The sequence below is a fragment of the Streptomyces sp. NPDC050759 genome (assembly GCF_044456945.1).
GTDB lineage: Bacteria > Actinomycetota > Actinomycetes > Streptomycetales > Streptomycetaceae > Streptomyces.
This window is the reverse complement of sequence record NZ_JBITGI010000001.1, coordinates 483,054-502,598: the sequence shown is the minus strand read 5'-3', so window position 1 is coordinate 502,598 and position 19,545 is coordinate 483,054. Positions and strand designations below refer to the sequence as shown.

Below are 19,545 nucleotides of genomic sequence, written 5' to 3'. Positions count from 1 at the left end.
ACTGCGGCCCACCTGGGCACTACCGTGGTCCCGTGACGGACGTACGGCGCGCGACGGAGCGCTACCCAGGCGGGGATCCGGGGGCCGGGATCGAGTCGTGGCACGCCTTCTCGTTCGGGCCGCACTACGACCCCGACAACCTCCGCTTCGGCGCGCTGATCGCCTCCAACGAGGAGCGGCTGGTGCCCGGGGCCGGGTTCGACGAGCATCCGCACAGCCACACCGAGATCGTGACGTGGGTGGTCGAGGGGGAGCTGACGCACCGGGACTCGACGGGGCACGAGACGGTCGTACGCGCCGGTGACGTGCAGCGGCTCAGCGCCGCCGCGGGCGTCCGGCACGTCGAGCGCAACGACGCCGAGACCCCGCTGACCTTCGTGCAGACCTGGCTGGCACCCCTGGAGCCGGGCGGTGAGCCGTCGTACGAGATCGTCCGCGGGATCGCCGACTCGACGCCGTACGCCATCCCGGAGGCGGGCGCGATGCTCCATGTGCGGCGGCTGGCCGCGGGGGAGCGGACCGCGGTGCCGGACGGGCGGTACCTGTACGTCCATGTCGTGCGGGGCGAAGTGCGGCTGGACGGCGAGGAGTTGGGGCCGGGCGACGCGGCCCGGGTCACCGACGCCGAGGAACTGGACGTGGTGGCGGTGACCCCGGCCGAGCTGCTGGTGTGGGAGATGTCCTAGAGCTCGGCCAGGACGGCGTCGGTGAACGCCGGCCACGCCTCGACCGCCCACGGTCCGAACGCGCGGTCCGTCAGCGCCACACAGGCCGCACCCGCGTCCGGGTCGATCCACAGGAACGTACCGGACTGGCCGAAGTGCCCGAAGGTGCGCGGCGAGGACGAAGAGCCCGTCCAGTGGGGGGACTTGCCGTCGCGGATCTCGAAGCCGAGGCCCCAGTCGTTGGGGTTCTGGTGACCGTACCCGGGCAGCACGCCCTTCGTGCCCGGGTACTGGACCGTCATCGCCGCCGCGACCGTGCGCGGGTCAAGCAGCCGTGGCGCCTGCGCCTCCGCCGCGAACCGGAGAAGATCCTCGACCGTCGACACACCGTCCTTCGCGGGGGAGCCCTCCAGGGACGTGGACGTCATGCCCAGCGGCTCGAGCACCGCCTGCCGCAGATACTCCGCGAACGGGATGTCCGTCGCCTTGGCGACATGGTCGCCGAGCTGCTCGAACCCCGCGTTCGAGTACAGCCGCCGCTCCCCGGGAGCAGCCGTCACCCGGTGCTCGTCGAAGGCCAGCCCCGAGGTGTGCGCGAGCAGGTGACGCACCGTCGATCCGCTCGGCCCGGCCGGCTCGTCGAGCTCGATCGCCCCCTCCTCGTACGCGACGAGGACGGCGTACGCGGCGAGCGGCTTGGTGACCGAGGCCAGCGCGAAGCGCCGCTCGACGGGACCGTGGGTACCGAGGACCGTGCCGTCGCCGCGCACCACCCCCGCCGCAGCGGTGGGAACCGGCCAGTTCTCGATCAACGCGAGGCTCTGCAAGGACATGCCGTCGAGCGTAAGCCGCTCAGAGCTTCGGCATCATCGTGGGGTCCGGCTCGCCCCCGGGGGCTCCGCCGCGTCCTGCCGATTTCTTACCGGTTCCGCTTGCTTCGAGTGCACTCCAAGGCCATAGCGTTGGGGTCATGACGGTGATGGAGACCACGGGTACCAGGACCGACAGCTGCGCGGCTCCGCCGCACCCCCACCGGCGTCCGGCGGGCCAGGACAGCTACACGATCAGCGAGGTCGTCGCCTTCACCGGCCTGACCGCGCACACCCTGCGCTGGTACGAGCGCATCGGCCTGATGCCGCACATCGACCGCTCGCACACCGGCCAGCGTCGCTACAGCAACCGCGACCTCGACTGGCTCGACCTCGTCGGCAAGCTCCGGCTCACCGGCATGCCGGTCGCCGACATGGTGCGGTACGCGGAACTGGTGCGGGAGGGCGACCACACGTTCACCGAACGGTTCGAGCTCCTGGAGACGACCCGCCGGGACGTGCTGTCCCGGATCGCGGAGCTCCAGGACACGCTCGCCGTACTCGACCGGAAGATCAGCTTCTACGCCGACGCCGGTCGCACCTATGAAACGGAGAAGGCAGGATGACGGACAGCACGATCCCGACCGCACGGCTCGGCGACACCGGTCCCGAGGTCGGCGTCCAGGGACTCGGCTGCATGGGCATGAGTTTCGCGTACGGCCCCACGGACGCGAAGGAGTCCCGGGCCACCCTGGAGCGGGCCCTGGAACTCGGCATCACGCTCTACGACACGGCGGACGCCTACGGCAACGGGGAGAACGAGAAGTTCCTGTCCCCCTTCTTCAAGGCCCACCGCGACGAGGTCGTGATCGCCACCAAGTTCGCCCTGTCGATCCCCCCGGAGGACCCGACCCGGCGGATCATCCGCAACGACCCGCCCTACATCCGCCAGTCCGTCGAGGCGAGCCTGAAGCGCCTCGACGTCGAGGCGATCGACCTCTACTACATGCACCGGCGCGATGTGCACGTGCCGATCGTGGAGTCCGTCGGCACCATGGCCGAGCTGGTGCGCGAGGGCAAGGTCAAGCACCTGGGCCTGAGCGAGGTCACCGCCGCGGAGCTGCGTGCGGCGCAGGCGGTGCACCCCATCGCCGCCGTGCAGTCGGAGTGGTCCCTGTTCAGCCGGGACATCGAGGCCAAGGTGGTCCCGGCGGCCCGCGAGCTGGGCGTGGCGCTCGTGCCGTACTCGCCGCTCGGGCGCGGCTTCCTCACCGGGTCCTTCACCGACGCCGACAAGGACCTCACCGCCGACGACTTCCGCCGCCGGCAGCCCCGCTTCACGGGCGAGAACGCGACGGCGAACGCGGCCCTGCTGGAGCCGATCCGTACGGTCGCCGAGGCGCACGGAGCCTCCCTGGGCCAGATCGCCCTTGCCTGGGTCCAGCAGCAGAGGACGGTGCACGACCTCCCCGTGATCCCGATCCCGGGCACCCGCAAGCCGAGCCGGGTGGCGGAGAACGCGGCGGCGACGGGCATCGAGCTCACCAAGGAGGAACTGGAACTCCTGGAGCCGATCGCGGCACAGGTGGCCGGCGACCGGTACGCGGACATGCGGTTCTCTTCAGCGGGCCGGGAGTGAGCTAGAGCTCCGCCAGCAACTCCGCCTTCTTCACGGAGAACTCCTCGTCGGTGACCAGGCCGGCCTGATGTAGCTCACCAAGATGGCGAATCCGTTCGGCGATATCCGCGGGGTCCCGGCGCGGCGCGGTCGCGGCCGGGACCGCCGCCGCGGGCCCTCGTTGGCGTACGGCCGCCAGGACCGCCGCCGCGAACGGCAGCGACTCATGGACCGGCCCGTACCCCAGCCCGAACACCACGGCCGCCGGATCCTGATCCGCCTGCACCGGCCCCGGCTCCCCGCGCAGCAGCCGCAGATGGCCCTCGAAGACCTCCGGCGACCGCCACTCCACCCCGGTCAGCCCGGACACCGGGAAACTCTGGTCGCCGGCCTTCCACTTCGCCGAGGACGCTCCCGTCCAGAACCACCGGAAGCGCACGGTACGGCCGTCGAAGGTCGCCTTCCCGTCGTACGCCTTGAACTGCAACGGCGCCTCGGGCGCCGGCACCAGGAATCGTTCCGCCGGCTCGTCGTCCTCCTTCAGGAGCGTGCGCAACTCGTCCGCGTAGTACTCGGCGAGTGTCTCCTTGTCGCCCGGCAGCACCAGCCGGTACGGATCGCACCCTTCCTTCAGCTGCCCCGCCGCCGCCTCCATGAGCGGATCCGCCCCCGGTCGCGGCTCGGCGTGCAACACCACCGTGCCCCGCTTGCCGGGAGTCAGCGTCACCCCGGAGATCGCCTCCAGGGGGATGCGCCGCTCTCCCAGCGCCTGGAAGAGCTTCGGTGTTCGAATCCCCCGTTCGTAGCGGATGAGCACGGAGTCGGACTCGAACTCCCAGGCGGCATGAAATCCGGCCAGTACGTCACCCATGCGGGTCATCGTATTCGGCACGAGCTCCTTCGTCCCCTCCTCGCGCAGACCGCAGTTCCTGCGGTCTCTACGCGCGTCCGGTCGTGGCCGTGCCGGACAAACCGGCGCGGCAGGCTTCGTCCTCGTGGGCGCAGTGCACCGAGCGGTATGCGCCAATGCCGATCTCGGCGAAGTTGAGCAGGCTCTCCGTTCCGGGCTCGAAGTAACCGGCGTGACCGTCCGCACCCCGCGCGGACAGCACACGCGCGCCGAACGCGGAGGACACCGGGTCGGCGCCGTGGCCGAGCCCGCCGACCTCCATGTACGGCACGTCCTGGATCCAGTCGTCGGCGTCCCGCATCGCCCACACATGGGCGGTGGTGCGCAGATGGGAGGCGTTGGCGACCCGCATTCCGGGGCTGCCGGCCACCGCGATGTCGGCCACCCGGTCGGGCAGCGTGTGCGCGGCCACCCCGCACACCACGGAGCCGTAGCTGTGGCAGAACAGGGAGACCGGCGAGGCGCCGGGCAGTGCGCGCACCAGCGCGTTCAGCCGGACGGCGCCGGTCTCGGCGCGCATCGCGGTGGCCGAGTCGATGCCGAGTCCGGCGGGTGCCGTGTAGTCGGCCCAGGCGATCACCGCCGTACGCGTGGCCGGGCTCGCGTCACGTTCGGCCCGGTAGAGGGCCTTGGCCATGCCGACCGGCGCGGAGTAGCTGCGGCGGGTGCGCTGGAAGGTGAGCAGGTCGGTGTCGACGCCGGGCACGACGAGGGAGATCCGCTCCGCCGTGCCGAGATCGCCGAAGACCTCGGCGACCCGGCCGGAGCCGTCGGGGTCGAAGGCGAGGATGTGGCGCTCCGGGGCCGTCAGCGACTCGAAGCGGTGCATACGGCGGCCCGCCTCCTGCTGACCCGACGGCGTGAGCCGGGGGTCGTGCATGCGTGTGCGCTCGACGGCACGGGCCTGGAGCAGCGCGAGGCGGTTGGCCTGGTAGCGCAGGGTGACGGGGGCGCCGTTCATGTTGCCGACAGCGAGCGGGTAGCGCTGGGCGAGGCGGACCCGCTCCTGGGAGGTGAGCGCGGCGAAGAAGCGCGTGAGCCGGTCGGGGGCGGTGTCCGGGTCGGGCAGCGGGTGTCCGTGCAGACGGCCGTGCGCCCAGGACTCGAGCGAGGCCTGGAGCGGAGTGGCCTCCCTCTGGTTGCGCAGCGCGGTCCAGCCGGTGGTCGCCAGCATCACGAACACCACGGCCAGCGCGAGCAGTGCGCGCCAGACGTTGAGTTGCGGGGAGGTGTCGAAGGAAGTCACTGAAAGGACACACTAGGAGAACGGGACGGTCTCGGGTTAATCCAGTGACGGGGATCACGTTTTGGTGTAAGGGAACCACTTGCCGGTCAGCGCGGGACCGAGCAGCTCCAGGTGCGAGACCGTCAGCTCGCGCATGGCCTCCAGGCTGAACTCCCCGTCGGTCAGCCACTGCCGTTCCGTCACCCGCATCACACCGCTGAAGACGGCCACCAGCAGCCTGGGTCGCGGGTCGGTGGCCGCGTCGAGGCCTTCGCGTTCGGCGAGCACACGCGTGAGCACCTCCTCGACCTCCGCCGAGCGCCGCAGATGGGCGGCGAGCAGGACGGGTGTCGACTCGATCACCCGGTACATGGCCAGGAACCGCGCCACCGGCACGACCGACTCGACGACCTCGTGCAGGGTGTCCCAGCTCTCCAGCACGGCCAGGCGCAGCGCTTCCAGCGGGGGTTCGTGCGACGGACGCGCGCGTACGGCGTCGACGAAGCGCGTCACCGTCATCTCGTCGAGCGCCAGCGCCGCGTCCTCCTTGCCGGCGAAGTACCGGAAGAAGGTGCGCTGCGAGACCCCGACGGCGTCGGCGATGTCGTCGACGGTCGTCCGCTCGTAGCCCTCGGTGGTGAAGAGCTCGATGGCGACCCGCAGCAGCGCCTCTCGGGTGCGCTGCTTCTTGCGTTCGCGGAGTGTTTCCATTGGTGTCAGTTACCGACTTGTGAATTGGTTTGTCAATTGTCAGTGGCTGTCATTAGCCTCGATCGTATGACTAGTCAGACCATCGATACGACGGGGGCGGGGGACGGCGCGTCGCGGTCCCCGTCGGATCAGCCGCCCGCATCCGGACTGCGCGGCCACCCGTGGCTCACCCTGCTGACCGTGGCCGTCGGGGTCATGATGGTGGCCCTCGACGGCACCATCGTGGCCATCGCCAACCCGGCCATCCAGGCCGACCTCAAGGCGAGCTTCGCGGACGTCCAGTGGATCACCAACGGCTACTTCCTCGCGCTCGCCGTCGCCCTGATCACCGCGGGCAAGCTCGGTGACCGCTTCGGCCACCGCCAGACCTTCCTGATCGGTGTCGTCGGCTTCGCCGCCGCCTCGGGCGCGATCGGACTGTCCAGCAGCATCGCCGCGGTCGTCACCTTCCGCGTCCTCCAGGGACTGTTCGGCGCCCTGCTGATGCCGGCCGCGCTCGGTCTGCTGCGGGCCACCTTCCCGGCCGAGAAGCTCAACATGGCCATCGGCATCTGGGGCATGGTCATCGGCGCCTCCACCGCCGGCGGCCCGATCCTCGGCGGTGTCCTCGTCGAGCACGTCAACTGGCAGTCGGTGTTCTTCATCAACGTGCCGGTGGGTGTCCTCGCCCTCGTCCTCGGCGTGCTGATCCTGCTCGACCACCGCGCCGAGAACGCCCCGCGCTCCTTCGACATCCTGGGCATAGCCCTGCTGTCCGCCGCCATGTTCTGCCTGGTGTGGGCGCTCATCAAGGCCCCGACCTGGGGCTGGGGCGACGGACTGACCTGGACCTTCATCGCCGTGTCCGCCGTGGGCTTCGCGCTGTTCGCCTTCTGGGAGACGAAGGTCAAGGAACCGCTGATCCCGCTCGCGCTGTTCCGCTCGGTGGCGCTGTCGGCGGGTGTCGTCCTCATGGTCCTCATGGCGATCGCGTTCATGGGCGGCCTGTTCTTCGTGACCTTCTATCTGCAGAACGTGCACGGTATGAGCCCGATCGACGCCGGTCTCCACCTGCTCCCGCTCACCGGGATGATGATCGTGGGCTCCCCGCTCGCGGGCGCCATGATCACCAAGCTCGGCCCCCGCATCCCTCTGGCCGGCGGCATGGCGTCCGTCGCGATCGCCATGTTCGGGATGTCCACGCTGGAGACGGACACCGGCAGCGCCGTGATGTCGCTCTGGTTCGCCCTGCTGGGCCTCGGCCTCGCACCCGTGATGGTGGGCGCCACCGAGGTCATCGTCGGCAACGCGCCGATGGAGCTCTCCGGCGTGGCCGGCGGTCTCCAGCAGGCCGCGATGCAGATCGGCGGCAGCCTCGGTACGGCCGTCCTCGGCGCTGTGATGGCCTCCAAGGTGGACGGCGACCTCGCGGCCAACTGGAAGGACGCGGGTCTGCCGGCGCTCACGCCGGCCCAGCTGGACCAGGCGTCCGAGGCGGTCCAGGTGGGCGTGGCCCCGGTCGCCAAGGGGACCCCCGAGGCGATCGTCGCGAAGATCACCGACGTCGCCCACGACACCTTCATCTCCGGCATGAGCCTGGCGTCCCTGGTCGCCGCCGGGGTCGCGGTGGTGGCGGTGTTCGTCGCCCTGCTCACCAAGCGCGGCGAGAACGCGGAGGCGGGCGCGGGCGTGGGCCACATCTGACGGGGCTTCAGTGTTCTTCCCCTATCAGGGTGAAGAGGCTAAAGATTTCTCGCCCTCGGTACGCGCCGCAGGTCACAGTAAGTCAAGTCCTCCGCACGGCACGCTCGTGCGACGCGGAGGACGGACGGCGCTGCGGCGCGCTGCCGGAGGGGGGCGGCGCGCCGCAAGGCCGGAGGATTAACGGCTGTGCCGGGGGTACTCGCATCGTTGAACCCGAGACGAACCCAACCAATCAAGGGTGTCAGGGAGTTGATGATGGCGGGCTTCGGACACGGAACGCGCAGGTACCCCCGATCACGTGGCCGGACGTGGTCACGGACCGGGCCGGATCGCGCGACGCTCGGAATCATCGGAGTCATCTGCGCGATCGCGGGATTCTTCGTGCTGGGGATCATCCTCGGCCCCGTGGCGATCGTCTGCGGCTGGCTCGCCATGGGCCGCACCTGGTCGGGCGGCAACCGTGCCTGGCCTGCTCTGGTCGCCTTCGTTCTGGGCGCCATCGACACGCTCCTGGCGATCATCTGGCTCGTCGGAGCGGCCACCCCGGGCAGCGGGTTGTTCTGACCCGGGGCGCGTGAGGGAAGGGCCCCCGGTGGGACGACCGGGGGCCCGCTCTTGCTCTGCCGACGGAGGTGCGCGGCGCTGGGAATCACCGCCGGCGTCCGCGGGGGCGACGCCCCATGCTCGGGTGGGTGCCCCCGCTGTGCTTCGCCGTCTTCGGAGCCATGGCCCCGCGTCCGGCCCACCGTTTCGGCCCGGCAGCGGCGGCCTCGCGCGGCTCCGGGGTCGGGGGCGGCGGTCCGCGACCGTGGTTGCGGTGGTCCAGGTCTGCGGGCTCGTCCACGACGACCCCGCGAGGCCCGCGTGCGGACGTTCGCGTCGTGGCGGCGGGACAGTCCGCCGGGGTCCGCGGGGGCGACGCCCCACGCTCGGGCGGCCTCGCGCGGCTCCGGGGTCGGGGGCGGTGGTCCGCGGCCGTGGTTGTGGTGGTCCAGGTCTGCGCGCTCGTCCACGACGACCCCGCGAGGCCCGCGTGCGGGCGTTCGCGTCGTGGCGGCGGGACAGTCCGCCGGGGGCCGCGGGGGCGACGCCCCACGCTCGGGCGGCCTCGCGCGGCTCCGGGGTCGGGAGCGGTGGTCCGCGGCCGTGGTTGCGGTGGTCCAGGTCTGCGCGCTCGTCCACGACGACCCCGCAAGGCCCGTATGCGGGCGTTCGCCTCGCGGCGGCGGGGCAGCCCGCCGGGGCGATGTCCGCGCTCGGGGGCCGCGGTTCGTGGCCGTGGTGGCGGGGCAGCCCCGCCGGGGCATCCCTGCCAGGGGGTCCCCGGAGCGTGCCGGTCTGCGCACGGCGGCAACGCGGCGCCCGCCCGCCCGCGTCCGCGAGGCAGGGCCGCCGTCAGCCGCCGACGGACGTCTTCCGCAGGGCCGCGACCTCTGTGCGCAGGGCCCGTACTTCCTCTGTCAGGGCCTGGATCGCCTCCGTCTGCCGGCGTTCCTCCACGTCGTCCTTCTCGAACCGCTCGATGAACCACGCGGCGATGTTCGCGGTCACCACACCCAGCAGGGCGATCCCGGACAGCATCAGCCCGACCGCGACCATCCGGCCCAGTCCGGTGGTCGGGGCGTGGTCGCCGTAGCCCACGGTCGTCATGGTCGTGAAGGACCACCACACCGCGTCACCCAACGTGCGGATGTTCCCGTTCGGAGCGTCCCGTTCCACCGAGAGCACCGCCAGTGACCCGAACATCAGCAGCCCCACGACCGCCCCGGCCACATACGTCGTCACCCGGATCTGCGAGGCCATCCGGGCCCGCTGCCCCACCAGCAGCAGGGTGGAGACGAGGCGCAGCAGCCGCAGCGGCTGTATGAGCGGCAGCACCACGGCACACAGGTCCATCCAGTGCTGCCGTACGAATCCGCGCCGGTCCCGCGCGAGCGACAACCGCACGAGGTAGTCGACGGCGAAGACCGCCCACACCACCCACTCGACCACCGTGCACACCGCCGTCAACGACCGTCCCGCCGAGGTGTCCACGATCGGCACGGCATAGGCGACGGCGAACAGCACCGCGAGCGCCAGAAGGGGCCGCTGGGTGTGCTGTTCCCAACGGACCTGCGCCGACTGTTCCTTCATGACCGCATCGTAAGGAAACGGTAAGGGCGGTGGAGCCCCAGCTCCACCGCCCTTCGTCCGTTCCGCCCGAGCGCAGCGGTTACGCGTCGCCGCCCGCGGCCCCCGGGTCCGCCGCCGAGACGTCCAGCAGCTGGTACCGGTCGATCGCCTGCTTCAGCACCGAACGGTCCACCTTGCCCTCCCGCGCCAGCTCCGTCAGCACACCCACCACGATCGACTGGGCGTCGATGTGGAAGAACCGCCGCGCCGCGCCCCGGGTGTCCGCGAAGCCGAACCCGTCCGCGCCCAGCGACTGGTATGTGCCCGGCACCCACCGCGCGATCTGGTCGGGAACCGCCCGCATCCAGTCGGACACCGCCACGAACGGCCCCTGCGCCCCGGCCAGCTTCCGCGTCACGTACGGCACCCGCTGCTCCTCCTCAGGGTGCAGCAGGTTGTGCTCCTCGCAGGCCACGGCCTCGCGCCGCAGTTCGTTCCAGGAGGTCGCCGACCAGACGTCCGCCTTGACGTTCCACTCCTCGGCGAGGATCTTCTGCGCCTCGACCGCCCACGGCACGGCCACACCGGACGCCATGATCTGCGCCGGGATCGACCCCGAAGTGCCCTCGGAGAACCGGTAGATGCCCTTGACGATGCCCTCGGCGTCCACGTTCGCGGGCTCGGCCGGGTGCCGGATGGGCTCGTTGTAGACGGTGAGGTAGTAGAAGACGTTCTCGCTGTCCGGCCCGTACATCCGGCGCAGACCGTCCTGCACGATGTGCGCGATCTCGAACCCGAACGCCGGGTCGTACGCCACACAGCCCGGGTTGGTCGAGGCGAGCAGCTGCGAGTGCCCGTCCGCGTGCTGCAGCCCCTCACCGGTCAGCGTCGTACGGCCCGCGGTCGCACCCAGCACGAAACCGCGCGCCAGCTGGTCCGCCATCTGCCAGAACTGGTCACCGGTGCGCTGGAAACCGAACATCGAGTAGAAGACGTACACCGGGATCAGCGGCTCGCCGTGCGTGGCGTACGCCGAACCCGCCGCGATCAGCGACGCCGTGCAGCCCGCCTCGGAGATGCCGTCGTGCAGCATCTGCCCGGTCGGCGACTCCTTGTACGCGAGCAGCAGTTCACGGTCGACCGACTCGTACTGCTGCCCGAGCGGGTTGTAGATCTTCGCGCTCGGGAAGAACGAGTCCATGCCGAAGGTGCGGTACTCGTCCGGCGCGATCAGCACGAACCGCCTGCCGAGCTCCTTGTCCCGCATGAGGTCCTTGAGCAGCCGTACGAACGCCATGGTCGTGGCGATCGACTGCTGACCCGAGCCCTTCTTCACGGTCGCGTACGTCTTGTCGCCCGGCAGCGCGAGCGGCTTGGAGCGCACGACACGCGTGGGGACGTAACCGCCGAGACCCAGTCGGCGGTCGTGCATGTACTGGATCTCCTCCGAGTCCCGGCCCGGGTGGTAGTAGGGCGGAGCGCCCGACTCCAGCTCCTTGTCGGAGATCGGCAGGTGCAGCCGGTCGCGGAAGCCCTTGAGGTCGTCGACCGTCAGCTTCTTCATCTGGTGCGTGGCGTTGCGGCCCTCGAAGTTGGGCCCCAGCGTCCAGCCCTTGACGGTCTTGGCGAGGATGACCGTCGGCTGGCCCTTGTGCTCCACGGCCGCCTTGAACGCCGCGTAGATCTTCCTGTGGTCGTGACCGCCGCGGCCCAGGTGCAGGATCTGGTCGTCGGTCATGCCCTCGACCATCGCGCGCAGGCGCTGGTCGTCGCCGAAGAAGTGATCGCGGATGTAGGCGCCGGACTCGGTGGCGTACGTCTGGAACTGGCCGTCCGGGGTGGTGTTCATCTTGTTGACGAGGATGCCGTCGCGGTCCTGCGCGAGCAGCGGGTCCCAGGTGCGGTCCCAGATCAGCTTGATCACGTTCCAGCCGGCGCCCCGGAAGACCGACTCCAGTTCCTGGATGACCTTGCCGTTGCCGCGCACCGGGCCGTCGAGGCGCTGCAGGTTGCAGTTGACGACGAAGGTCAGGTTGTCCAGGCCCTCGCGCGCGGCGATGGTGAGCTGGCCGAGCGACTCCGGCTCGTCCATCTCGCCGTCGCCGAGGAATGCCCACACATGGGACTTGGACGTATCGGCGATCTCGCGCGCGTGCATGTAACGGTTCATCCGCGCCTGGTAGATCGCGCCGATCGGGCCGAGGCCCATCGACACGGTCGGGAACTCCCAGAAGTCCGGCATCAGCCGCGGGTGCGGGTACGAGGACAGTCCGTGCGGGGCCTTCGACTTCTCCTGGCGGAACCCGTCCAGGTTCTGCTCGCTGAGCCGGTCAAGGAGGAACGCGCGCGCGTAGATGCCCGGGGAGGCGTGGCCCTGGAAGAAGACCTGGTCGCCGCCGTCGCCCTCGTCCTTGCCACGGAAGAAGTGGTTGAAGCCGACGTCGTAGAGGGACGCGGAGGAGGCGAAGGTGGCGATGTGGCCGCCGACGCCGATCCCGGGACGCTGGGCACGCGAGACCATCACGGCCGCGTTCCACCGGGTGGCGTTCAGGATCTTCCGCTCGATCTCCTCGTTGCCCGGGAAGAACGGCTCCGCCCTGGTGGGGATCGTGTTGACGTAGTCCGTGCTGCGCATCTCCGGCACGGCCACGCGCTTCTCGCGGGCCCGCTCGATGAGCCGCAGCATCAGATAGCGGGCCCGCTCCCGGCCGCGCTCGTCCACGGCGGCGTCGAGGGAGTCGAGCCACTCCTGGGTTTCCTCGGGATCGAAGTCAGGAACCTGACTCGGAAGGCCGCCAATGATGATCGGGTTGCGATCGGATCCGGAAGCCACGCTGTTCCTTACCTGTCAGAGGGCCGTATTTCTGTATGTCTGCACCGCTCCCCATCGTGTACCTCGGGGGGCCAAACGTCATCTCTACTCCGTGGTAACCCGGGGCTCCGCGCCCGGGTATGGTTCCCAAACACGCAAAGAGGGCAGAAAGGTGTGGCATGCGTCACGACGCAACCGCGATGATGTGCCTGGAGTTGCGTCGACACGTTCCGGAACGTCACCGTTTCGGCGGTCTGAAACGCCGGGTACTTGCGCGATCCGTCCCGCCCGTGTGGACTACGGCCAACGCTTCGCGCACGCGCGTGGCAGGAACACTCATCAAGACATGATCAGGAGGCAACCCGTGAGCGCGACCGCGGACCACGCGGAGACGAGCCCTGCCGTGAGGCTGGGGTTCCAGCCCGAGCAGGTGGTCCAGGAGATCGGCTACGACGACGACGTAGACCAGGAACTCCGCGAGGCCATCGAGCAAGTCATCGGCAGCGACCTTGTGGACGAGGATTACGACGACGTCGCCGATGCCGTGGTGCTCTGGTTCCGTGACGAGGACGGCGACCTGACCGATGTGCTGGTGGACGCCACCACGTACATCGAGGAGGGCGGCTCGATCCTGCTGCTGACGCCGAAGACCGGCCGGGACGGCTACGTGGAGCCGAGCGACATCTCCGAAGCCGCGACGACGGCAGGCCTGTCCGCCTCCAAGAGCGTCAGTGTGGGCAAGGACTGGAGCGGCAGCCGGCTGGTGACGCCCAAGGCGGCCAAGTCCAAGAAGTAGCCCTGTGGGACCGGACGGGCCGGCGCGACCGGCCCGTCCGCATACCCGTGGTGATCGCTGCGTAGGGTGGTCGCGTCACTCGAACAGCCCCCCGAAGGGACATCCACGCGATGGCGATCCAGGTCGGCGAAAAGGCCCCCGACTTCGAGCTCAAGGACAACCACGGCCGGGCCGTGAAGCTGTCCGACTTCCGCGGCAGCAAGAACGTCGTGCTGCTCTTCTACCCCTTCGCCTTCACCGGCGTGTGCACCGGTGAGCTGTGCGAGCTGCGTGACAACCTGCCGCAGTTCTCCGACCGCGACACCCAGCTGCTCGCCGTCTCCAACGACTCCATCCACACCCTGCGCGTCTTCGCCGAGCAGGAGGGCCTGGAGTACCCGCTGCTGAGCGACTTCTGGCCGCACGGCGAGGTCTCCCGGGCCTACGGCGTCTTCGCCGAGGACAAGGGCTGCGCGGTGCGCGGCACCTTCGTCATCGACAAGGAGGGCGTGGTCCGCTGGACCGTCGTCAACGCCCTGCCGGACGCCCGTGACCTGAACGAGTACGTGCAGGCGCTCGACACCCTGTGATTGTTCGCCTCCAGGGACTGCGTGGGCCGGGAACCCGTCACTAGGATCGAAACGTTGATCCGGCAGCATCTCAACCAGCAAACCTATGGAGGACTCGTGGGAGTCAGCCTCAGCAAGGGCGGCAACGTATCGCTGACCAAGGAGGCCCCGGGCCTGACCGCGGTCATCGTCGGTCTGGGGTGGGACGTCCGCACCACGACCGGCACCGACTTCGACCTGGACGCCAGCGCACTGCTGCTGAACTCGGCAGGCAAGGTCGCCAGCGACGCCAACTTCGTCTTCTTCAACAACCTCAAGAGCGCCGACGGCTCGGTCGAGCACACCGGCGACAACATCACCGGTGAGGGCGAGGGCGACGACGAGCAGATCAAGGTCAATCTCGCCGCGGTCCCGGCCGACGTCGACAAGATCGTCTTCCCGGTCTCGATCTACGACGCCGAGAACCGCCAGCAGTCCTTCGGCCAGGTACGCAACGCGTTCATCCGCGTCGTGAACCAGGCCGGCGAGGCGGAGATCGCCCGCTACGACCTCTCCGAGGACGCGTCCACCGAGACGGCCATGGTCTTCGGCGAGCTCTACCGCAACGGCGCCGAGTGGAAGTTCCGCGCCATCGGCCAGGGCTACGCCTCGGGTCTGCGCGGGATCGCCCAGGACTTCGGCGTCAACGTCTAGCACCTGTTCCATGGGCAGGCCCTCGGACCCGCCCCGGCTCTCTTCGTCCGGCGCCGCACCGTTTACGTGCGGCGCCGGACGCGCAGGACAAGCACAGAAGCACACTCTCGGGGAGGGAACAGCACATGGGCGTCACGCTCGCCAAGGGAGGGAACGTCTCCCTGTCCAAGGCCGCCCCCAACCTCACCCAGGTGATGGTCGGACTCGGCTGGGACGCACGCTCCACCACCGGAGCCGACTTCGACCTCGACGCCAGCGCCCTGATGTGCAGCAACGGGCGGGTCCTGGGCGATGCATACTTCGTCTTCTACAACCAGCTCACGAGCCCGGACGGCTCGGTCGAGCACACCGGCGACAACCTCACCGGTGAGGGCGAGGGCGACGACGAGTCGATCCTGGTCGACCTCGCCAAGGTGCCGGAGCAGTGCGACAAGATCGTCTTCCCGGTGTCGATCCACGACGCCGACAACCGCGGCCAGACCTTCGGCCAGGTCAGCAACGCCTTCATCCGCGTGGTCAACCAGGCCGACGGCCAGGAACTGGCCCGCTACGACCTCTCCGAGGACGCCTCCACCGAGACCGCGATGATCTTCGGCGAGCTCTACCGCTACCAGGGCGAGTGGAAGTTCCGGGCGGTGGGCCAGGGGTACGCGTCGGGCCTCAGGGGCATCGCTCTCGACTTCGGAGTCAACGTCTCATAACGCGATATGAGCAAAAGCCGGGGCAGGGTGGGGCCTCGAGGGCGCCCGACTACACTTCGCTTCAAAGTTTCGTAAAGCCGAGTGCGGCACGGGGGAATCCCGTACACGTACGGATTGGGTAGCCAGTGGTTCTCAAAACCTTCGGCTGGTCGTTCGCGGTCACCGCGCTCGGCTTGGTCGCTGCGGTCCTCTACGGGGGGTGGGAGGGCTTCGGTGTCGTGGCGATCCTCTCCATCCTCGAGATCTCCCTGTCGTTCGACAACGCGGTGGTCAACGCCGGAATCCTGAAGAAGATGAACGCCTTCTGGCAGCGCATCTTCCTCACGATCGGTGTCCTGATCGCCGTGTTCGGCATGCGGCTGGTCTTCCCCGTCGTGATCGTCGCGATCAGCGCCAAGATGGGGCCCATCGAGGCGGTCGACCTCGCCCTCAACAACAAGGACCACTACCAGGAGCTGGTGACCGACGCGCACCCGGCGATCGCCGCGTTCGGTGGCATGTTCCTGCTGATGATCTTCCTGGACTTCATCTTCGAGGACCGGGACATCCAGTGGCTGCGCTGGATCGAGCGGCCGCTGGCCAAGCTCGGCAAGGTCGACATGCTGTCGGTCTGCATCGCGCTGGTCGTCCTGCTGGTCACCGCGTTCACCTTCGCGACCCAGGCCCACCAGCACGGCGGCGCGCATGTCGACAAGGCGCAGACCGTCCTGATCTCCGGTATCGCGGGTCTGATCACCTACATGGTCGTCGGCGGCCTCTCCGGCTACTTCGAGGACAAGCTCGAAGAGGACGAGGAACGCGAGCACGAGGAGGAGGAACAGGCCGAGCGCGAGGGCAAGCCCAAGTCGGCGGTCCTGATGGCCGGCAAGGCCGCGTTCTTCATGTTCCTCTACCTGGAGGTCCTCGACGCCTCGTTCTCCTTCGACGGCGTGATCGGCGCGTTCGCCATCACCAACGACATCGTCCTGATGGCGCTGGGCCTCGGCATCGGCGCCATGTACGTCCGATCCCTGACCGTGTACCTGGTCCGCCAGGGCACCCTCGACGACTACGTCTACCTGGAGCACGGCGCCCACTACGCGATCGGCGCCCTCGCGGTGATCCTCATGGTCACCATCCAGTACGAGATCCACGAGATCATCACCGGCATGGTCGGTGTCCTCCTGATCGGCTGGTCCTTCCTGTCCTCCGTGCGCCGCAACAGGGCGCTCGCGGCCGCGGAGGGAAAAGCCGAGGGCTCGGACGAGAAGACTGAGGTCTCGTCCGGGGTGTGACACCCTTCCTGGTGAGGAACGCTCTGAGCGGGGCGGCCGGCCTCCGGCCGCCCCGCCGGTTTTCTCCAAAGTGAACATGGGGGCGGGAATGGGCTTCTTGGACGGACTCCGGGGCGGCCGCGAGGTCGACTTCGACTCGGGCAGCGCGGCCAGCAACGCGATCGAACTGACCAAGCGGCACAACCGGGTCTCGCTCACCAAGCAGGGCGCCGCGACCGGGAACCTCCGCGTCAACCTGACCTGGCGGATGCGGACCTCCGACATCGGGGGCTCACAGCGCGAGTCGCTGCTGCGGCACCCCTTCAAGGCGCTCAAGCCGCCGGAGGTCCTCGGACACAGCCAGAGCATGGTCAACGTCGACCTCGACCTGGGGTGCCTGTACGAGCTGGCCGACGGCACCAAGGGCGTCGTCCAGCCGCTCGGCGGGCTGCTGGGGGACGTCAACGCGCCGCCGTACGTGAAGCTCAGCGGGGACGACCGGTTCGGGTCGGCGTCCGGCGAGACGATGTACGTCAACCTCGATCACCGGGACCAGATCAAGCGGCTGCTGGTCTTCGTGTACATCTACGACCAGACGCCGGCGTTCGACCGTACGCATGCCATCGTGACGCTGTATCCGAGCAACGGGCCGCGGATCGAGATAGGTCTCGACGAGCGGCACCCCCAGGCCCGGTCCTGTGCGGTCGTGATGATCGAGAACGTCAAGGGCGAGCTCATCGTGCGGCGTGAGGTGCAGTTCGTGTACGGCTTCCAGGGCGAGCTGGACCGGCTGTACGGGTGGGGGCTGCAGTGGGGGCGCGGTTACAAGGCGAAGGCGGACCGGTGAGGGCCGCTACCGTCCGATGAACTGCGGCCCCTGGGGAGGCATACGGAACTCCGCCGCCGGTACCGGAGCCACCGGCTGCGGGTAGCCGTAGCCCGACGCCGCCACGGGGGCCGTCGCCGGAGTCGCCTGCTGGGGGTAGCCGTAGGCCGGCTGGGTGGGGACCGAGGTGGCCGACTGGGCCGGCTGCTCCGGGGGCAGGGGGAACGACGTGGCCTCGGGCTGGGACGGGGTCTGCGCGGAGTCGGACTCGTCCACCACGATGCCGAAGTCCGTGGCCAGGCCCTGCAGCCCCTCCGCATAGCCCTCGCCCAGGGCGCGGAACTTCCAGCCCTCGCCGCGGCGGTACAGCTCGCCGCAGATCAGGGCGGTCTCCTCGCCCGTCTCCGGCTTGATGTCGAAGTAGAGCAGCGGCTCGCCGTCGGCGACCGAGGCGTCGTACAACAGGATGCGCAGGCCCTGCACGCGGCCGAAGGTGGGGTTGCCCACCGACTCCTCGTCCACCGACGCGACCAGGAGAATCTGGCTGACGTCGGGCTCGACACCGGCAAGATCTGTCTGGATCGTGTCGGTGGGACCCTCGGCGACGCGCTTCTTGCCGAGGAGCCAGACCTTCCCGGAGGGGTGCCGGGGCTGGTTGTAGAAGACGAAGTCCTCGTCGGATCGCACACGACCGTCGGGGCCGAGGAGGAGCGCCGAGGCATCGACGACCGGGACCCCCTGCCCGGGCGCCCAGCGCAGCACGGCGCGTACCGTGGTGGCTTCCAGCGGGACGTTCGACCCTTTCAGCATGGCGTGCGTCATGCGGTCATCCTGCCCTCTCGGTCCTGGTCACGACAACGCGGGGTGCGGGACACCGGTTTGTCTGCGTTACCTGAAATTCATGCCCGATGGGAACCTCGGACATGGGTACCTACGTACTATTACCGGCCACCTGTGAACGGTTCACGGGCGGCACAGCTGTCACGGGGGAGTCATATGCGTCATTTCGGGCACATCGCCCCTGAGGTGCGTCAGCGCCTCTTCCACCAGGAGCCCTGTGAGTTCACCGCGGACTCCTCGGCCCGGCTGCTCTCCGCGGCCCTGGGCGCCACGCTCTACAGTCCGGCCACGCGGCCGCGGCTCGCCGACGACATCGTCAAGCAGACCGGACGCGGCGTGGTCTCGATGGTGCTGTGCCTGGAAGACTCGATCGGCGACGAGGACGTCGCAGAGGGCGAGGAGAACCTCGTCCGGCAGTTCACGGACCTCGCGGACCGGCAGGTGGACCTGCCCCTGCTCTTCATCCGGGTCCGCCACCCCGAGCAGATCCCCGATCTCGTACGACGGCTCGGTCCCGCCGTCCGGCTGCTGTCCGGATTCGTGCTCCCGAAGTTCACCGAGGAGCGCGGCATCCCCTTCCTGGAGGCCCTCTCCGCCGCCGAGGTCGCGAGCGGACACCGGCTCTTCGCCATGCCCGTGCTGGAGTCTCCGGAACTGCTCTACCGGGAGACGCGCGTAGAGACCCTGGAGGGCATCGCGCGCGCGGTCGACAAGTACCGCGACCGGGTCCTGGCGCTGCGCCTCGGCGTCACCGACTTCTGTTCCTCCTACGGCCTGCGCCGCGCCCCCGACATGACCGCCTGGGACGTCCAGATCGTCGCCTCCGTGATCGCCGACGTGGTGAACATGCTGGGCCGCGCCGACGGCACCGGCTTCACCGTGACCGGGCCGGTCTGGGAGTACTTCCGGGTCCAGGAACGCATGTTCAAGCCGCAGCTGCGCCGCAGCCCCTTCCTGGAGGGACAGGCCGAGGAACTGCGCGAGGCGCTCATCGAGCACGCCATGGACGGCCTGCTGCGCGAGATCACCCTCGACCAGGCCAACGGCCTGCTCGGCAAGACCTGCATCCACCCCTCCCACGTGCTGCCGGTGCACGCACTGTCCGTGGTCAGCCACGAGGAGTTCAGTGACGCGCAGGACATCCTGCGGCCCGAGCGCGGCGGCGGCGGGGTGCTGAGGTCGCAGTACACGAACAAAATGAATGAAGTGAAGCCGCATCGCGCCTGGGCCGAGCGGACCCTGCTGCGCGCCGAGGTCTTCGGGGTGGCCAACGAGGACATCGGCTTCGTGGAGCTGCTCGCCGCCGGAATCTCCGGCTGATCTTCCGTGGACACCAAGGGACG

The 19,545-nt window shown here is 69.3% G+C and carries 19 protein-coding genes; 12 read left to right on the top strand and 7 right to left on the bottom strand.

The window, feature by feature from the left end; translation table 11 throughout:
- Positions 1-32 precede the first annotated feature (32 nt).
- Positions 33-686, top strand: coding sequence for a pirin family protein (locus tag ACIBJB_RS02235; RefSeq protein ID WP_398925613.1), 654 nt, complete (start codon positions 33-35; stop codon positions 684-686).
- On the opposite strand, the gene ACIBJB_RS02230 is transcribed toward ACIBJB_RS02235, so the two are convergent.
- Positions 683-1,498 (bottom strand): serine hydrolase domain-containing protein, encoded by an 816-nt coding sequence (locus ACIBJB_RS02230; RefSeq protein WP_398925611.1) that lies wholly within the window; start codon positions 1,496-1,498, stop codon positions 683-685. The genes ACIBJB_RS02235 and ACIBJB_RS02230 overlap by 4 nt on opposite strands.
- Before the next feature lie 137 nt (positions 1,499-1,635).
- Between ACIBJB_RS02230 and ACIBJB_RS02225 the strand changes: the two genes are divergently transcribed.
- Complete coding sequence (locus tag ACIBJB_RS02225; RefSeq protein ID WP_069759259.1) at positions 1,636-2,100, top strand: MerR family transcriptional regulator; 465 nt, start codon at positions 1,636-1,638, stop codon at positions 2,098-2,100.
- The gene (locus ACIBJB_RS02220) at positions 2,097-3,113 is read left to right on the top strand and encodes an aldo/keto reductase (protein ID WP_398925608.1); all 1,017 of its coding nucleotides are present in this window, start codon (positions 2,097-2,099) and stop codon (positions 3,111-3,113) included. Before ACIBJB_RS02225 ends, ACIBJB_RS02220 begins: the two co-directional genes overlap by 4 nt.
- A gap of 1 nt (position 3,114) precedes the next feature.
- Here ACIBJB_RS02220 and ACIBJB_RS02215 read toward each other — a convergent pair whose 3' ends face one another.
- The 3 genes from ACIBJB_RS02215 to ACIBJB_RS02205 are packed head-to-tail and all read right to left on the bottom strand — an operon-like array spanning position 3,115 to position 5,938.
- Positions 3,115-3,972, bottom strand: coding sequence for a DUF4429 domain-containing protein (locus tag ACIBJB_RS02215; protein WP_398926805.1), 858 nt, complete (start codon positions 3,970-3,972; stop codon positions 3,115-3,117).
- Positions 3,973-4,030: 58 nt separating this feature from the next.
- Positions 4,031-5,248 carry an alpha/beta hydrolase gene (locus ACIBJB_RS02210; protein WP_398925606.1) on the bottom strand — a complete coding sequence of 406 codons (1,218 nt, stop codon included), beginning with the start codon at positions 5,246-5,248 and terminating at the stop codon, positions 4,031-4,033.
- A gap of 54 nt (positions 5,249-5,302) precedes the next feature.
- Positions 5,303-5,938, bottom strand: coding sequence for a TetR family transcriptional regulator (locus ACIBJB_RS02205; RefSeq protein WP_398925604.1), 636 nt, complete (start codon positions 5,936-5,938; stop codon positions 5,303-5,305).
- Positions 5,939-6,004: 66 nt separating this feature from the next.
- On the opposite strand from ACIBJB_RS02205, the gene ACIBJB_RS02200 reads away from it, so the two are divergent.
- A complete protein-coding gene (locus ACIBJB_RS02200; RefSeq protein ID WP_398925602.1) occupies positions 6,005-7,621 on the top strand; it encodes an MFS transporter in 1,617 nt (538 codons plus the stop codon).
- 252 nt (positions 7,622-7,873) lie between these two features.
- Positions 7,874-8,185, top strand: a complete 312-nt coding sequence (locus ACIBJB_RS02195) for a hypothetical protein (protein WP_057615275.1) — start codon at positions 7,874-7,876, stop codon at positions 8,183-8,185.
- Positions 8,186-9,016: 831 nt separating this feature from the next.
- Here ACIBJB_RS02195 and ACIBJB_RS02190 read toward each other — a convergent pair.
- Both ACIBJB_RS02190 and aceE read right to left on the bottom strand, forming a co-directional pair.
- Complete coding sequence (locus tag ACIBJB_RS02190; protein WP_398925599.1) at positions 9,017-9,754, bottom strand: potassium channel family protein; 738 nt, start codon at positions 9,752-9,754, stop codon at positions 9,017-9,019.
- 79 nt (positions 9,755-9,833) lie between these two features.
- Entirely contained in the window at positions 9,834-12,566 is a 2,733-nt protein-coding gene (gene aceE / locus ACIBJB_RS02185; RefSeq protein ID WP_398925597.1) for a pyruvate dehydrogenase (acetyl-transferring), homodimeric type, read from the bottom strand.
- Positions 12,567-12,909: 343 nt separating this feature from the next.
- Here aceE and ACIBJB_RS02180 point away from each other — a divergent pair, with 343 nt between their 5' ends.
- The 6 genes from ACIBJB_RS02180 (at position 12,910) to ACIBJB_RS02155 (ending at position 17,383) form a co-directional block, all read left to right on the top strand.
- Positions 12,910-13,341, top strand: coding sequence for a DUF3052 domain-containing protein (locus ACIBJB_RS02180; protein ID WP_020116104.1), 432 nt, complete (start codon positions 12,910-12,912; stop codon positions 13,339-13,341).
- Positions 13,342-13,451: 110 nt separating this feature from the next.
- Positions 13,452-13,910, top strand: a complete 459-nt coding sequence (locus tag ACIBJB_RS02175) for a peroxiredoxin (protein WP_398925595.1) — start codon at positions 13,452-13,454, stop codon at positions 13,908-13,910.
- A 96-nt stretch (positions 13,911-14,006) separates the two neighbouring features.
- Entirely contained in the window at positions 14,007-14,582 is a 576-nt protein-coding gene (locus ACIBJB_RS02170) for a calcium homeostasis/redox stress adaptation protein (RefSeq protein ID WP_030323468.1), read from the top strand.
- Positions 14,583-14,707: 125 nt separating this feature from the next.
- Positions 14,708-15,283: a TerD family protein gene (locus ACIBJB_RS02165; protein WP_398925593.1), complete on the top strand. Its 576-nt coding sequence runs from the start codon at positions 14,708-14,710 to the stop codon at positions 15,281-15,283.
- 125 nt (positions 15,284-15,408) lie between these two features.
- A complete protein-coding gene (locus ACIBJB_RS02160; RefSeq protein ID WP_398925591.1) occupies positions 15,409-16,557 on the top strand; it encodes a DUF475 domain-containing protein in 1,149 nt (382 codons plus the stop codon).
- A gap of 88 nt (positions 16,558-16,645) precedes the next feature.
- The gene (locus ACIBJB_RS02155) at positions 16,646-17,383 is read left to right on the top strand and encodes a Tellurium resistance (RefSeq protein ID WP_062042516.1); all 738 of its coding nucleotides are present in this window, start codon (positions 16,646-16,648) and stop codon (positions 17,381-17,383) included.
- Between the two features lie 6 nt (positions 17,384-17,389).
- Here ACIBJB_RS02155 and ACIBJB_RS02150 read toward each other — a convergent pair whose 3' ends face one another.
- Positions 17,390-18,184, bottom strand: coding sequence for a TerD family protein (locus tag ACIBJB_RS02150; RefSeq protein WP_398925589.1), 795 nt, complete (start codon positions 18,182-18,184; stop codon positions 17,390-17,392).
- 174 nt (positions 18,185-18,358) lie between these two features.
- Between ACIBJB_RS02150 and ACIBJB_RS02145 the strand changes: the two genes are divergently transcribed.
- Complete coding sequence (locus tag ACIBJB_RS02145; RefSeq protein WP_398925586.1) at positions 18,359-19,522, top strand: HpcH/HpaI aldolase/citrate lyase family protein; 1,164 nt, start codon at positions 18,359-18,361, stop codon at positions 19,520-19,522.
- Positions 19,523-19,545 lie beyond the last annotated feature (23 nt).

What these genes read in the sequence shown, in the direction of transcription:
- ACIBJB_RS02215 (WP_398926805.1), bottom strand. Translation starts at nt 3,972, where the DNA reads ATGACCCGCATGGGTGACGTACTGGCCGGATTTCATGCCGCCTGGGAG.
- ACIBJB_RS02145 (WP_398925586.1), top strand. Translation starts at nt 18,359, where the DNA reads ATGCGTCATTTCGGGCACATCGCCCCTGAGGTGCGTCAGCGCCTCTTC.
- ACIBJB_RS02225 (WP_069759259.1), top strand. Translation starts at nt 1,636, where the DNA reads ATGACGGTGATGGAGACCACGGGTACCAGGACCGACAGCTGCGCGGCT.
- ACIBJB_RS02190 (WP_398925599.1), bottom strand. Translation starts at nt 9,754, where the DNA reads ATGAAGGAACAGTCGGCGCAGGTCCGTTGGGAACAGCACACCCAGCGG.
- ACIBJB_RS02205 (WP_398925604.1), bottom strand. Translation starts at nt 5,938, where the DNA reads ATGGAAACACTCCGCGAACGCAAGAAGCAGCGCACCCGAGAGGCGCTG.
- ACIBJB_RS02175 (WP_398925595.1), top strand. Translation starts at nt 13,452, where the DNA reads ATGGCGATCCAGGTCGGCGAAAAGGCCCCCGACTTCGAGCTCAAGGAC.
- ACIBJB_RS02165 (WP_398925593.1), top strand. Translation starts at nt 14,708, where the DNA reads ATGGGCGTCACGCTCGCCAAGGGAGGGAACGTCTCCCTGTCCAAGGCC.
- ACIBJB_RS02150 (WP_398925589.1), bottom strand. Translation starts at nt 18,184, where the DNA reads ATGACGCACGCCATGCTGAAAGGGTCGAACGTCCCGCTGGAAGCCACC.
- ACIBJB_RS02200 (WP_398925602.1), top strand. Translation starts at nt 6,005, where the DNA reads ATGACTAGTCAGACCATCGATACGACGGGGGCGGGGGACGGCGCGTCG.
- ACIBJB_RS02230 (WP_398925611.1), bottom strand. Translation starts at nt 1,498, where the DNA reads ATGTCCTTGCAGAGCCTCGCGTTGATCGAGAACTGGCCGGTTCCCACC.
- ACIBJB_RS02155 (WP_062042516.1), top strand. Translation starts at nt 16,646, where the DNA reads ATGGGCTTCTTGGACGGACTCCGGGGCGGCCGCGAGGTCGACTTCGAC.
- ACIBJB_RS02195 (WP_057615275.1), top strand. Translation starts at nt 7,874, where the DNA reads ATGATGGCGGGCTTCGGACACGGAACGCGCAGGTACCCCCGATCACGT.
- ACIBJB_RS02220 (WP_398925608.1), top strand. Translation starts at nt 2,097, where the DNA reads ATGACGGACAGCACGATCCCGACCGCACGGCTCGGCGACACCGGTCCC.